The 14343-nt window shown below is 61.5% G+C and carries 13 protein-coding genes; 5 read left to right on the top strand and 8 right to left on the bottom strand.

The genetic code is table 11. The annotated features are described in order from the left end of the window. The first annotated feature begins 34 nt into the window (after positions 1–34). Positions 35–1444 carry an adenosylhomocysteinase gene (gene ahcY, locus B5G16_RS03065; RefSeq protein WP_087260996.1) on the top strand — a complete coding sequence of 470 codons (1410 nt, stop codon included), beginning with the start codon at positions 35–37 and terminating at the stop codon, positions 1442–1444. 146 nt (positions 1445–1590) lie between these two features. Here ahcY and B5G16_RS03060 read toward each other — a convergent pair whose 3' ends face one another. From B5G16_RS03060 to panC, 4 genes are all read right to left on the bottom strand, one after another. Further along, positions 1591–4491 (bottom strand): M16 family metallopeptidase, encoded by a 2901-nt coding sequence (locus tag B5G16_RS03060; protein ID WP_204227990.1) that lies wholly within the window; start codon positions 4489–4491, stop codon positions 1591–1593. Positions 4492–4503: 12 nt separating this feature from the next. After that, a complete protein-coding gene (locus tag B5G16_RS03055; RefSeq protein ID WP_087260994.1) occupies positions 4504–5037 on the bottom strand; it encodes a DUF456 domain-containing protein in 534 nt (177 codons plus the stop codon). A 103-nt stretch (positions 5038–5140) separates the two neighbouring features. Next, positions 5141–5500, bottom strand: coding sequence for an aspartate 1-decarboxylase (gene panD, locus B5G16_RS03050; RefSeq protein ID WP_087260992.1), 360 nt, complete (start codon positions 5498–5500; stop codon positions 5141–5143). After that, a complete protein-coding gene (gene panC / locus B5G16_RS03045; protein WP_087260990.1) occupies positions 5500–6336 on the bottom strand; it encodes a pantoate--beta-alanine ligase in 837 nt (278 codons plus the stop codon). Before panC ends, panD begins: the two co-directional genes overlap by 1 nt. Positions 6337–6447: 111 nt before the next feature. Here panC and B5G16_RS03040 point away from each other — a divergent pair, with 111 nt between their 5' ends. After that, complete coding sequence (locus B5G16_RS03040) at positions 6448–8472, top strand: dipeptidyl-peptidase 3 family protein (RefSeq protein WP_442856528.1); 2025 nt, start codon at positions 6448–6450, stop codon at positions 8470–8472. A 160-nt stretch (positions 8473–8632) separates the two neighbouring features. On the opposite strand, the gene rd is transcribed toward B5G16_RS03040, so the two are convergent. The 4 genes from rd to B5G16_RS03020 form a co-directional block, all read right to left on the bottom strand. Then, positions 8633–8797 (bottom strand): rubredoxin, encoded by a 165-nt coding sequence (rd, locus tag B5G16_RS03035; protein ID WP_087260986.1) that lies wholly within the window; start codon positions 8795–8797, stop codon positions 8633–8635. 57 nt (positions 8798–8854) lie between these two features. After that, the gene (locus B5G16_RS03030; RefSeq protein ID WP_087260983.1) at positions 8855–9508 is read right to left on the bottom strand and encodes a PH domain-containing protein; all 654 of its coding nucleotides are present in this window, start codon (positions 9506–9508) and stop codon (positions 8855–8857) included. Positions 9509–9600: 92 nt separating this feature from the next. Then, positions 9601–10344, bottom strand: a complete 744-nt coding sequence (gene ispD / locus B5G16_RS03025) for a 2-C-methyl-D-erythritol 4-phosphate cytidylyltransferase (protein ID WP_087260981.1) — start codon at positions 10342–10344, stop codon at positions 9601–9603. A 6-nt stretch (positions 10345–10350) separates the two neighbouring features. Further along, positions 10351–11655, bottom strand: coding sequence for a M23 family metallopeptidase (locus B5G16_RS03020; RefSeq protein ID WP_087260978.1), 1305 nt, complete (start codon positions 11653–11655; stop codon positions 10351–10353). A 228-nt stretch (positions 11656–11883) separates the two neighbouring features. On the opposite strand from B5G16_RS03020, the gene lpxK reads away from it, so the two are divergent. Genes lpxK through B5G16_RS03005 form a run of 3 tightly spaced genes read left to right on the top strand, consistent with a single transcriptional unit; the run spans position 11884 to position 14247 of the window. Beyond that, a complete protein-coding gene (gene lpxK / locus B5G16_RS03015) occupies positions 11884–12927 on the top strand; it encodes a tetraacyldisaccharide 4'-kinase (RefSeq protein ID WP_087260975.1) in 1044 nt (347 codons plus the stop codon). After that, on the top strand, positions 12911–13720 hold the full coding sequence (locus tag B5G16_RS03010; protein WP_087260973.1) for a purine-nucleoside phosphorylase: 810 nt from the start codon (positions 12911–12913) through the stop codon (positions 13718–13720). The genes lpxK and B5G16_RS03010 overlap by 17 nt, the downstream gene beginning before the upstream one ends. Beyond that, positions 13720–14247 carry a single-stranded DNA-binding protein gene (locus B5G16_RS03005; protein ID WP_087260971.1) on the top strand — a complete coding sequence of 176 codons (528 nt, stop codon included), beginning with the start codon at positions 13720–13722 and terminating at the stop codon, positions 14245–14247. The genes B5G16_RS03010 and B5G16_RS03005 overlap by 1 nt, the downstream gene beginning before the upstream one ends. The last annotated feature ends 96 nt before the right edge of the window (positions 14248–14343 follow it).

The raw sequence follows: 14343 nt of genomic DNA, 5'->3' as shown, positions 1-14343 counted from the left end.
CTGCCGATATCGGATACATTAAATGAAAAACAACATGTTCTTGGACAACACGCTTCCCTATAAGGTGGCCGACCTGTCGCTGGCCGAGTGGGGACGCAAGGAGATCGAGATCTCCGAACACGAAATGCCGGGTCTGATGGCCGTGCGCCGCAAATACGGACCCCGGAAGCCCCTGAAAGGGGTGCGCATCATGGGATCGCTGCACATGACGATCCAGACGGCGGTGCTGATCGAGACGCTCGTGGAGCTGGGTGCCGACGTGCGCTGGTGCTCGTGCAACATCTTCTCGACGCAGGACCACGCCGCGGCGGCCATTGCGAAAGCCGGAGTTCCGGTCTTCGCGTGGAAGGGCGAGACGCTGCCCGAATACTGGTGGTGCACGGCGATGGCGATGTCGTTCCCGGGAGGGAAGGGCCCGCAGCTGATCGTGGACGACGGCGGCGATGCCACGCTGCTGATCCACAAGGGTTACAAGGCGGAAAACGATGCCGCGACACTCGACTATGCACCCTCGTCCTACGAGGAGGAGGTCATCCTCGACACCTTGAAGCGGATTCTGGCCGAGGACCCGCAGAAGTGGCACCGCACGGTGGCCGAATGGCGGGGTGTGAGTGAGGAGACCACGACGGGCGTCCACCGCCTCTACCAGATGCAGGCGGCCGGAGAGCTGCTCGTTCCGGCGATCAACGTCAACGACTCCTGCACGAAGTCGAAGTTCGACAACCTCTACGGATGCCGGGAGTCGCTGGCCGACGGCATCAAGCGCGCCACGGATGTGATGATCGCCGGCAAGGTGGTTGTCGTGTGCGGCTACGGCGACGTGGGCAAGGGCTGCGCCCGCTCGATGCGTTCGTACGGCGCGCGGGTGATCGTCACGGAGATCGACCCGATCTGCGCGTTGCAGGCGGCGATGGAGGGCTTCGAGGTGAAGACCGTGGAGAGCGCGCTCTCCGAGGGCAACATCTACGTGACCTGCACGGGCAACTGCGACATCATCACGCTGGAACACATGGAGCGGATGCGCGACCAGGCGATCGTCTGCAACATCGGCCATTTCGACAACGAGATCCAGATGGCGCGTTTGGAGGCGTCGGCGGCCGTGAAGACGACGATCAAGCCGCAGGTCGACAAGTATACCTTCCCCGACGGGCACTCGATCTTCATTCTGGCCGAGGGTCGTCTGGTGAACCTGGGCTGTGCGACGGGGCACCCGTCGTTCGTGATGTCGAACTCCTTCACGAACCAGTGCCTGGCGCAGATGGAACTCTGGGAGCAGACGCTTGAAGTGGGCGTCTACCGCCTGCCGAAGCACCTCGACGAGGAGGTGGCACGGCTGCATCTGGACAATCTGGGCGTTGAACTGACGCACCTGACGAAGAAGCAGGCCGACTACATCGGTGTCCCGGAAGAGGGACCCTACAAGGCCGACCACTACCGCTATTGACCGTCGCGGAGCGGCGGACCGACCCGCGGACGGAGCGCAGCCCCGTTGCGATACGAAAAACCCCGGAAGCCATGCTTCCGGGGTTTTTGCATTCAAGCGGCCGGCAACCGGCGGCCGGTATCGGGACCGCCGACTGCCCGCGACGGTCAATACCCGAAGATCTCCTCCTGCGAGACGGTCCGGATGGGGCCGAGCGTTTTGAGGAAATTCAGGTCGAGGTTCCGGATGTCGCCCAGAATACCGTAGGTGTAGGGACGGTCCTTGACCCATTTCAGCTGCGTTGCCTTGACGTCTTCGAGGGTCATGTTCTGGACCTTCTCGAAGATCTGACGGTCGCGCTCCTCCGAGAGCCCGAGCCTGCGCAGCGCGAGGTAGGAGTTGAGCACATCGACGCCGGTGGTACGGTCGGTGCGCAGCCGGGTCAGAATGGCTTCTTTGGCGATGTTGAAGGCGGTCTCCGATTCGGGCATCTGGTTGATGATCTCGTCGAAGGCCTCGACGGCGGTCTGCATCTTGTCGTTCTGCGTGGCGATGAAGGCGATGTAGTTGTAGTTGTCATCGGCATAGCGGGGTCCTCCGATCCAGGCCGCGGCGGAGTAGGCCAGTCCGCGGGCCTCGCGCATCTCCTGGAAGCAGATGGAGTTCATGCTGCCGCCGAAATACTCGTTGTAGAGCGTGATTTCGGGATCGTTGGCTACGTCGAAGGTCTCGCCGCGGTTCGAGTATTGCAGGTAATAGAGCTGGTTGGCATCGTACTGTGCCAGCACGACGCTGCTCTGGTCCGTGCGCTGCATCTTGGGGTGGCTCTTTTCGAGCGGAGTGAGCACCTCGGCAGCGCGGTGGCTCTCGGCGAGGAGCCCCTTCACCTCGTCCTGCGCCATCGGACCGTAATAGAGCACCTCGTGCTGTTTGTTCATCAGGTCGCGGACGCGGGCGAGGAGCTCGTCCGAACGGAGCGTCAGGATCTCGTCGTTTTTCAGCGTCGTGCGGCGGATGAACTCCTCACCGTAGATGAGGTAGGTTTGCAGCGCGGAGAAGTTGCGCGCCTGGTTGAGTTTGGCATCGGCGCGGGACTTGATCAGGTCCTGTTTGAGGTTTTCGAGGATGGTCTCGTCGGCTTCGGCACCGGCGATCAGTCCCTCGACGATCTCGATGGCCTTGGGCATGTTTTCGCTCAATCCGGAGATTCGGATGACGCTCTGGTTGCTGCCGGCGCGCATCGAGAAGGAGCAGGCGATGTCGTACATCTCGGATGCGATCTGCTCGGCGCTCATGGCCTCGGTTCCGAGGTACCCCAGATAGTTGAAGGCCAGTTCGAGGGCCGGATCGCTCTCGAAACCCTTGTCGAAGACGTATTGCAGCGAGAAGATGTCGTTCAGGTCGTTCTTCTTGTAGAGGACGTGGATTCCGTCGCGGAGGTCGAACTGTGCCATCTCCTTCCGGTAGTCGACGAAGACGGGCTCGATGGGTTTCACCTCCGACTGCTGGATTTCGGTCAGGAAGGCGCTCTGCATGTCGCGGTTGGTGACGATCGGGGTGATCTTCGGAGCGGCGATCTTCTGAACGTTCTTGTCCTCGCCCTGGCGCTTGTAGACGATGGCGTAGCTGTTTTCGCCGAGGTACCGGTTGGCCCAGTCGACGACATCCTGCTTGGTGATCTTCGACATGCGGTCGATCATGGCGACCTCGTCGGCCCAGTCGGTTCCGGCGATGAACGACTGTACGTACATGTCGGCACGCGAGTCGTTGTCCTCATAGGCTTGCATCAGGGCGAGTTTGAGGTTGTTGATCGAGGCCTCGATGAGCTTCTCGTCGAAGTCTCCCGCACGCAGTCGGGCCACTTCGCCGAGGAGCAGGTCGCGGACCTCTTCGAGCGACTGCCCGGTCTTGGGAGTGCCGCCGGCGAGGAACATGCTGTAATCGGGCCGATCCGAGAATCCTCCGTAGGCACCGAGGACCTTCTGCTGCTGGTTGAGGTCGAGGTCGATCAGTCCGGCCTGACTGTTGTGGAGGATGTCGCTGGCGATGCGTGCGACGTCGTTCGGGTCGGCCGAACCGCCCGGCAGGCGCCATCCGATCATCACGTTGGCGGCTTCCAGTCCGTAGACTTCGCGCACGACGGGCTCGGTGATCGGCTCTTCGGGCTTGAATTCGAGCTTCGGCAGGTTTTCGTTGGGCAGCATGTCGCCGAAGTACTTGTCGATGGTGGCGATCACCTCGTCGGGATTCAGGTCACCCGAGAGGCAGATGGCCATGTTGTTCGGCACGTAGTAGGTCTTGTGGTAGTTCCGCACGTTGGTGATCGAGGGGTTTTTCAGATGCTCCTGGGTGCCGAGCACGGTCTGTGTTCCGTAGGGGTGGTTGGGGAAGAGCGCGGCATCGAGGGTCTCCCAGACCTTGCGGCTGTCGCGCGTGAGCGACATGTTCTTCTCCTCGTAGATGGTTTCCAGTTCGGTGTGGAATCCGCGGATCACGGGGTTGCGGAAGCGGTCGGCCTCGATGCGGGCCCAGTTGTCGACCTCGTTTGCGGGGATGTCCTCGACGTAGACGGTCATGTCCTGCGAGGTGTAGGCATTGGTTCCGTTGGCTCCGATGGCGGCCATCAGCTTGTCGTACTCGTTCGGGATGGCGATCTTCGAAGCCTCGTAGCTGATCGAGTCGATACGGTGGTAGATGGCGGCGCGTTCGGTCTCGTCGTCGGTCTGGCGGTAGACTTCGAAGAGCTGTTCGATCTCGTCGAGCAGGGGTTTCTCGGCGGCATAGTCCGAGGTTCCGAAGTTGGGCGTACCCTTGAACATGAGGTGTTCGAAGTAGTGGGCCAGGCCGGTTGTTTCGGCGGGGTCGTTCTTTCCGCCGACGCGCACGGCGATGTAGGTCTGGATGCGCGGCGTCTGCTTGTTGACGCTCATGTAGACTTTCAGACCGTTGGGCAGGGTGTAGATCCGCGTGTTCATCGGATCCCCTTTGACCGTTTCGTACTTGTACTTGCTGCACGACGATGCGAGCAGGGCAAGGACCACGACGGCCAGAGTCAGCAGTTTTTTCATAGAGGTATTGTTTTAAAAGAGATTAGTCAGCCAGTTCCAGAACGCGGGCCAGATGTCGGCGACGACGTGGACCCAGATGTCGGCGACGACGTGGACGAGGATCCCGACGGCGACGATGAGTTTGATACCTGTTCCGACGAAGAAGGAGAGGAAGGATCCGAATCCGACGACGAGGGCTTTGGCGAAGTCGCTGCGGTCGTTGACGAGTTCTCCGATGACGGCTCCGACGAAGGGTCCGAGGATGATTCCGACGGGACCGGCGAAGAATCCGACGAAGATGCCGATGGTGGCTCCGATGGATCCGGCGCGGGAGCCTCCGAAGCGTCTGGTCATCCATGCGGGGAGGAAATAGTCGGCGAGACTGACGGCGATGCAGACGGCGAGCCAGATCCAGAGTGCGGAGGTGCTCATTTGCGAATAGGAAGCGAAATAGGAGCAGAGGAGGCCTCCGTAGGAGAGGAGAGTTCCGGGGAGGACGGGAACGATGCATCCTGCGATGCCGAGGATCGCGAGGATGAATGCGCATATCGAAAGCAGAATATCCATGGGCGGGTCGGTAGTCAGCCGGAGACAAAGATAGGTATTTAAACGAAAAAATCTCCTTCGGGAAGGAGATTTTTGTTTGTTTTCACCGGAAGAGATCGGGGCGTTACTTGACGAGCCGGTTTGTTGCCGTGTCGGGGAAGATGACCCAGGGGCGGAACTGCTTGGCGTCCTCGAAATCCATCAGGGCGTAGGATGCGATGATGACGACGTCTCCGACCTGGACCTTGCGTGCTGCGGCGCCGTTGAGGCAGATGCAGCCGCTGTCGCGCCGGCCTTTGATGATGTAGGTTTCGAAACGTTCTCCGTTGTTGATGTCCATGATCTGGACCTTCTCACCCTCGATCATGTTGGCGGCCTCCATCAGGGCCTCGTCGATGGTGATGCTTCCCACGTAGTTGAGGTCGGCCTGTGTGACCGTCACGCGGTGGATCTTCGATTTGATGACTTCGATCTGGAATTTCATTATCGGATGCGGATGTTGTCGATTAAACGGATGTCGCCGGCCTGTACGGCGATGCAGCCCTGGATGCGGTCGGTGTCGTTCCAATCCGCTACCTCCTGCATCGTGCGGGCGTCGACCGACTGGTAGTAGATGACTTTGAGCAGGGGGTTGCTCTCGACCTCCTTCACGACCCACGCTTTCAGGGCTTCGGGCGAGAGTTCCCGCGACTTCTCGGCGGCGCGGCGCAGCGTGGCGTAGATATGAGGTGCGGCGGCGCGGTGGGGTGCATCGAGGAGCTGGTTGCGCGACGAGAGGGCGAGTCCGTCCTCGCCGCGGACGATGGGGCAGTCGACGATCTCGACCGGCAGTTGCAGCTGTCCGACCATGGCGCGGATGACGGCGATCTGCTGGAAGTCCTTCTCTCCGAAGTAGGCGCGGGCCGGGCGTACGATGTCGAAGAGCCGGCTGACGACCTGTGCCACGCCGTTGAAGTGTCCGGGGCGTGTGGCACCCTCCATGACCTTGTCGATCTGCCCGAAGTCGAAGACGCGGGTGTCGGGTTCGGGGTAGATCTCCTCGACCGGGGGCATCAGGACGAAATCGGCCCCGGCCTCTTCGAGCAGCCGTGCGTCGGCTTCCGGGGTACGGGGGTAGTGTTTGAGATCGTTCTTGTCGTTGAACTGCGTGGGGTTCACGAAGACGCTGACGACGACGACGGGGTTTTCACGCCGGGCCCGCTCCACGAGCGAGCGGTGTCCTGCATGCAGGGCTCCCATCGTGGGGACGAAACCGATCCCGGACTGCTCCGTGCGGTCGAGTTCGGCGCGAAGCTCATTGACGCTTGTAAATACTTTCATCTCTGCAAGAATACCGAGTTGCGGGGGCAAAGGTAGAAATTCCCGCAGACATAACGAAGGAAAATTTCAAAAAATGCACTATCTTTGACGGAAACAAACGTTTCAACAGGCATGAAAAGGCTTTTTCCTCTTGTATCCATGACATTTATGATTACCGCACTGACCTCGTGCGGCGACGCGCCGAAGGGTGCGGCGCCGTGGATCGTCGACCGCTTCGACGACATCAAGGTCATCCGTTACGAAGTACCGGGTTTCGAGGCGCTGCCGCTCGAACAGAAGGAGCTGATCTATTATCTTGCGCAGGCTGCGAAGTGCGGCCGGGACATTCTCTACGACCAGAACTGCGTCGTGAACCTGCCGGTGCGCCGGACCCTTGAAGTGGTTTACGAAAACTACGCCGGGGACCGCACGACGGCCGAATGGCAGGCTTTGGAGAAGTATCTGAAAAAGGTGTGGTTCGCCAACGGCATCCACCACCACTATTCGAACGACAAGTTCACGCCGGAGTTCACGGAGAGCTATTTTCTGGAACTTTGCGAGTCGATCCCCGTGGAGCGGTTCGGCGACTTGCAGCCGATGATCGCCACGGTGAGCAGGGCGATCTTCGACCCTGCGGCCTACCCCACGCGGCTGAACCAGCGGGCGGGCGACGACCTGTTGCTCACCTCGTCGGGCAACTACTACCGGGGCGTTTCGCAGACGGAGGCCGAGAGCTTCTACGCGGGGATGGCGGCCGCCGACGCCAGGGACCCCGAACCGGTCTCCTACGGGCTGAACAGCCAGCTGGTGAAGGACGACGCCGGGAAACTCGTCGAGCGGACGTGGAAGGTCGGCGGCATGTATTCGGCGGCGATCGAGCGGATCGTCTACTGGTTGGAAAAGGCCGAATCGGTGGCGCAGGAGCCGCAGAAGTCGAACCTCGCGGCACTGATCGCCTACTACCGGAGCGGCGACCTGAAGGAGTTCGACCGCTATAACATCGGTTGGGTTCGGGATACGGTCTCGAACGTCGATTTCGTGAACGGCTTCATCGAGACCTACGGCGATCCGCTGGGCTTCAAGGCTTCGTGGGAGTCGATCGTGAACTTCGTGGATTCGGCGGCCTGCCACCGCACGGAGGCGATTTCGTCGAATGCGCAGTGGTTCGAGGACCACTCGCCCGTGGACCCGCAGTACCGCAAGAAGGAGGTGAAGGGCGTCTCGGCGAAGGTGATCACCGTAGCGATGCTGGGCGGGGACTGCTACCCGGCGACGCCGATCGGCATCAACCTTCCGAATGCCGACTGGATCCGCAAGGAGTACGGTTCGAAGTCGGTGACGATCGACAACATCACCTATGCCTACGACCAGGCGGCGCACGGCAACGGCTTCAACGAGGAGTTCGTGCTGCGGGCCGAGGACCGCGAGCGGATGGACAAGTACGGCAAGCTGGCCGACGACCTCCATACGGACCTGCACGAGTGCCTGGGCCACGGTTCGGGGCAGCTGGCGCCGGGCGTGACGGGCTCGGAACTGCGCAGCTACGGCTCGACCCTGGAGGAGGCGCGTGCCGACCTCTTCGGGCTCTACTACCTCGGTGACGAAAAGCTCGTCGAGCTGGGTCTTGTGCCGTCGTTCGACGTGGCGAAGGCCGGCTATGCGAACTACGTGATGAACGGTCTGATGACGCAGCTGGCACGCATCGAGCCGGGCAAGAACATCGAGGAGTCGCACATGCGCAACCGGAAGCTGATTTCGGAGTGGTGCTACGAACGGGGCAAGGCCGACAAGGTGATCGAACTGGTGCAGGAGAACGGCAAGACCTACGTGGTGGTGAACGATTTCGAGAAGCTGCGCGGGCTCTTCGGGGAGTTGCTCCGCGAGGTGCAGCGCATCAAGTCGGAGGGTGACTACGAAGCGGGCAAGGAGCTTGTGGAGCGTTACGGCGTGCAGGTTGAGCCGACGCTGCACAACGAAGTGCTGGAACGCTATGCGGCGCTGCATATCGAGCCTTACGGCGGTTTCGTGAATCCGGAATACGAACTGGTCGAGCAGGACGGCAAGGTGGTCGACGTGAAGATCAGCTACCCGGCGAACTACGTGGAGCAGATGCTCGACTACTCGAAGAACTACTCCTACCTTCCGAACGTCAACTGACGCGGCGGACGGAGCGACGACCGAAGGGCTGTGCGGAAGCACGGCCCTTTTTTTGTGCCGGCCCCCCCCTTCCGGCGGCACCCGGTCGGGAAGCCCCCCCCGCAAAAAAAGGACGCACCCCGCAGTGGAGTGCGTCCCGAGCGATCCGATTCCGGAAGCCTTACTCGGCCACCTCTTCGAACTGGTCCTTGCCGACGCCGCAGACGGGGCATACCCAGTCTTCGGGAATCTCCTCAAAGGCGGTTCCGGGGGCGATACCTCCGTCGGGATCGCCGACTGCCGGGTCGTAAACCCAGTCGCAGACTACACAACGATACTTTTTCATCTTTTTCGTGTTTTAAATGGTGAATAATGGTGTGGATATGCAAATAGATTGCCGGAATCACTCCGGCCGGTTATCGGGTGCTTCGCCCTTCGCTTCCCGGTGTTTTTCGGCGCCATTCCGGTTGTTTCCCGGCTCCGTGGCCTTCTGTTCCGGTTCTGTGGTCTCCTGTTCCGGACCCTCCTCTTCCTCGTCGATCTCCTCGTCGTCGGGACGGTTTCCGCCGGGCGGCGTGAGCTCGGCAACCAGCCGGTCGGCATCGGCGCACGAGACGTAGAGCCGGTCGTCGTAAATATCGGTGATCTCGACGAAATTGCGCCACTCCGAGGCGTAGATCCGCACGCGGTCGAGCCTTCGCAGGTCGATGAAGTGCCCGTAGTATCCGAAGAATCCGTACCCGCCGAAGATCGGGATGAACCACTTCATGCGCCGCGTTTCGACCCGGCGGACGGAGGCGATTTCGTTGCGGCGGATCTCGGTGATGTCCAGCAGGCAGCGGACCTCGACACGATCCTCCGATACGACGATCTTGCGGGGGATCGAGAGGGCCATCAGGGCGATCAGCGCGACGATGAACGAGGTGAACCATGCCGAGAGATAACCCCCTTCGTAGAGGTGGTAGAGCGCCCAGCCCAGCAGTGCGAAGATGGCCAGGTAGACGAGCGACACGTAGATCGTGCGGCGGGAGAAACGGTATTTGTAGACGCTCTGCATCGGATGGTTTGTCAGGTTCGGTGTATTCGGTTTTCGGGTTTGTCCGGATTTGTCCGGGGGCTGATCGGTCGTCCGGCCTCGTCCGTTCCGGTTTATTCGGCGTGCCGGGCTTCTCGTCCATTCGCTCCGGCGGCTTCATCCGCTCCGGCAGCTTCTGCCTCTTCGCGTGCGGTGAGCAGGGCTTCCGCTACGATGAAGTCTTCGGGGGCGGTGAGCTTGATGTTGCCGCGTTCGCCCGGGACGAGACATACCGGATGCCCGGCGGCCTCGACGACCGAGGCGTCGTCGGTGAATGCCGGGCGGAACTCCGCCGCATAGGCGTTGCGCAGCACGTCGGCGCGGAACACCTGCGGGGTCTGCACGCAACGCAGCCGGCTCCGGTCGACGGGGTGTGAGTTTCCGGCGGAGTCCGTTTCGCGGAACGAATCGACGGGTTCCACGACCGGGATGGCGGCTCCGTGTTCGGCCGCGGCGCGGACGACCCGGCGGATCATCTCGGCCGTGCCGAGCGGGCGCACGCCGTCCTGCACGGCGATCAGTTCGGGATCGCCTGTCAGGGCTTTCAGTCCGCAGCGTACCGAGTCGAACCGTTCGGCACCTCCGGCCACGACACGGTGCCCGGCGACGTCGAAGCGTGCCGCGAGATCCTTCCAGAAGGAGATGTGCCCTTCGGGCAGGACGACGACGATCTCGGCGCCGGGCAGCGCATCGGCGAAGAGCCCGATCGTGCGGGCCAGCACGGGCAAGTTCCCCAGGAAGCGGAACTGCTTGGGAAGTCCCTCACCCATGCGGCGGCCGCTGCCCCCGGCCACGATGATGACTGCGACACGTTCCATACGGACCTACTTTTCGGACACGACCGCCGGGGCCGCCGCATCGGGCAGCACGAGCGAGTCGAGTTGGGTGATGCGCTCTTCGGGTTTCACGTCGCCGTTGAGTTCGGCCATGATGCGGTCACGGACGAATTCGAATCCGGCACGGTTCTCCTTGGAGATGGGTTCTGCGGGCTCCGAGGGGATTTTCAGCGGGTCGATGGGCGTACCGTTTTTCCAGACGCGGTAGTCGAGGTGTGGGCCCGTCGAGGCGCCGGTCGAACCGACGTATCCGATCAGCTGGCCCTGCGAGACGCGCGTGCCTTTGGAGATACCCTTGGCATATCCGCTCAAATGGAGGTATCCGGTTTGCAGGTTTCCGGGGTGCTTGATTTTGAGGGTGTTTCCGCCGCCTCCGCCCCAGCCCTTGAAGATCACCACGCCGTCGGCCACGGCATGCACGGGCGTACCCTTCGGGGCGGCGTAGTCGACGCCCGTGTGGGGACGGTAGACCTTGTAGATGGGGTGCTTGCGGGCGTAGGTGAAGCGCGAGCTGATGCGCGAATATTTCAGCGGGGCTTTGAGCATCTGCTTGCGGAGGCTTCCGCCGTCGGCCTCCCAGTACTGGATCTTGCCGCCCTGCCGGTAGGGGATGGCGTAGAACTCCTTGCCGCTCTGGACGAACTTCGCGCCCCAGATGCGGCCGATGCCGACCGAGACGCTGTCGTCGATGAAGCGCTCGTCGTAGATCACCGTGAAGCTGTCGCCCTTCTGGATGCCGAAGAAGTCGACGGTCCACTGGTAGATCTCTTCGAGTTCGGCGGCGAGGGCGTAGGGGAGCTCCTGCTCCATGATGGCGCCCCAGAGCGAGGAGTTGATCACGGCGCTCTTCTTCGTGCGGCGCAGGGTGTACTCCTTGCAGTCCTTGCGTACGGAGACCGAGTCGTTGTCGTGGAACCCGAAGACGACATAGTCGGTGACGGAGACTTCGTATGCGAGCCAGTCGAGGTGGGGGGCATAGAGCGAATCTTCGTGGATGAAGGCCGTGAACTTGTGTCCGGGGCGGATGTTGCGCAGGGGGAAGACATCCCGGGAGGCTTTGTCCAGCCGGTCGACGGCGAGGGCCGAGATGCCGAAACGGTTGAGGATTCCGCCCATGGTTTCGCCGTTGGCGACCTCACCGGTTTCGGTGCGGTAGTTGTCGGCGTCGATACCGTAGAGGAGGTTTTGGGGTTCGGCCGTTTCGGCATTATCGTTGTCGGTTGCGGCGTTGCGGCCGCAGGCGGCGGCTCCGAGCAGGAGCAGCGCCGCGAAGGCAGTTTTCAGATTTTTCATAGTCGAAGCAAAGATAGTAAAAAAAACGGATTGCGGGAATCGGGAGTTCCGGATTTTGCGGTGGAGCCTTTCCTTGGGCCGGGAATGGGCGATGCCGGTTGTTTTGCGGGGGCGTCGGTCGGTTTTGGAGCGTTTTTTGCGGGTCGGAGAGAGAATTGCGGTTTCGGGTTTGGCGATCCGGGGAATAATTTCTATCTTTGAACATTATCTGTTCAAACCGGTAGAAAAATGCTCAAATGCCTGCTTGCGCCTGCGGCTTTCCTCTATAAGATGGGGGTGACGTTCCGTCACCGTCTCTTCGACTGGGGCATCCTCAAAAGCGAGCGGTTCGACATCCCGATCATCTGCATCGGCAACATCACCGTCGGCGGTACGGGCAAGACGCCGATGGCCGAGATGGTGATCACCTACATGGCGCAGATGCACCGCGTGGCGCTGCTCTCGCGCGGCTACGGGCGCCGTACGAAGGGCTATCTGGAAGTGCGCACCGACTCCCACTACCGGGATGTAGGGGATGAACCCCTGCAAATCAAGTTCAAGTTCCCGGATACGGTGGTCGTGGTGTGCGAGAAGCGCGCCGAGGGGATCCGCCGGCTGCGTGCCGAACACCCCGAAGTGGACCTCATCGTCATGGACGACGGATTCCAGCACCGCTACGTGGAGCCGAAAATCAACGTCGTGATGATCGACGCCACGCGCCCCGTGCAGCACGACCGGATGCTGCCCGTGGGGACGTTGCGCGACCTCCCGGAGGAGCTGCACCGGGCCCACTATTTCGTGGTGACGAAGTGCCCCGAGCACATGGCGCCGATCGACCGGCGGATCCTGCGCAAGGTGCTGATCCAGGTGGCTTACCAGCGGGTCTACTTCACGCGCTTCGAGAGTTTCATCCCGCAGCCGCTCTATGCGGACGAGGCGCCTTCGGAACCGCTTGCCGGGGGGCGTTCGGTGATCGCACTCTCGGGGATCGGGAATCCGGGTCCGTTCTTGCAGTCGCTGCGCGAACGCTACAAGGTCGTCTCGGAGATGACGCTCGACGACCATCACGTCTACAAGGTGCGGGACATGACCGCGCTGAAAACGCTGCTGGCGAAACATCCCGATGCGGTGATCGTCACCACGGAGAAGGATGCCGTGAAGATGACCAACCGGTCGAAGATCCCGCCGGAGGTCCGCCGGGCGCTGTACTACCAACCGATCAATATTTCATTCATAGAGGATTCGGCGACGGATTTTCTGCAAAAACTGGAAGAAGATGTTAGAGGAAATTAAACGGACCGCGGCCTTCATCAAGGCGCAGACAAATGACTTCACCCCCGAAGCGGGTATTGTTCTGGGGACGGGCCTGGGCGGCTTCGCCGACCGGATCGAAACCTCCTATACGCTGGAATACAAGGATATTCCGGGCTTTCCGGTCTCGACGGTCGAGGGGCACAAGGGCCGGCTGATCTTCGGCGAGATCGAGGGCCGCAGGGTGGTTGCCATGCAGGGCCGCTTCCACTACTACGAGGGGTATACGATGCAGCAGGTGACGTTCCCGATCCGGGTGATGCAGCAGCTGGGCATCCGTTATCTCTTCGTGTCGAACGCCTCGGGCGGGATCAACACCTCGTTCCGGGTGGGCGACCTGATGGTCATCACGGATCATATCAATCTGATGCCCAACCCGTTGATCGGTCGCAACATCGCCGAACTGGGCCCCCGTTTTCCGGACATGCACAACTGCTATGACCGGGATCTGATCGCCGCGGCGACGCGCATCGCCGAAGAGGAGAACATCAAGCTCCAATACGGCGTCTACGTGGGCGGCACGGGCCCGACGTTCGAGACGCAGGCCGAGTACCGCTACTTCAAGGCGATCGGCGGCGATGCGGCGGGCATGTCGACGGTTCCGGAGGTGATCGTGGCGCGCCACATGTCGATTCCGGTCTTCGGGGTTTCGGTCATCACGAACTGCGGGCTGTCGGACGAGGTGGGTGACCACGAGGACGTGCAGCGTCAGGGCCGGAAGGCGGGCGTGAAGATGGAACAGCTCTTCAAACGAATGATTAAAGAACTGAAATAATGGTAAACAAGGTAATCTTGATCGGCAACGTGGGCATGGACCCGGAGGTCCGCACGTTGGAGGGGGGCGCGAAGGTTGCGCGCGTGCGTCTGGCGACGACCGAGCGGTTGTACGACCGTCAGGCGAACGAGACGAAGGAACACACCGAATGGCATACGATCACGTTGTGGCGGGGTCTGGCGGATGTGGTTGACCGCTACGTGCGGAAGGGCTCGCAGATCTATGTCGAGGGACGCCTGCGCACCCGCGAGTGGATGGACAAGGACAACAACAAACGCTATACGACGGAGATTCTGGCCGATACGATGAATCTGCTGGGACGCCGTTCGGACAATCCGGCTTCGGACGGATCCCCGATCTCGGGATACGGCTCGCAACCGCAGGGAGGCCAGCAGGGGAGCTACCAACAGGGGGGCTACCAGCAGGACGGTTACCGGCAGGGCGGAACTCCGCAGCCGCAGGCTCAACCCCAGCCGCAGCAGCCGGTTACACCTCCGGCGGACGATCCGGACGATCTGCCGTTCTGACAGACACGGAGCGTGCGACGCTGTTTTTCACCCCGGTTCCGGAAAACGGACCGGGGCGATTTTTTTGTGTGTGGGTGAGGGGGTGAGGGGGGTGAG

Origin of the sequence: Alistipes sp. An66, from assembly GCF_002161445.1 — a bacterium.
Lineage (GTDB): Bacteria > Bacteroidota > Bacteroidia > Bacteroidales > Rikenellaceae > Alistipes > Alistipes cottocaccae.
This window is presented reverse-complemented; position numbering and strand designations above follow the sequence as displayed.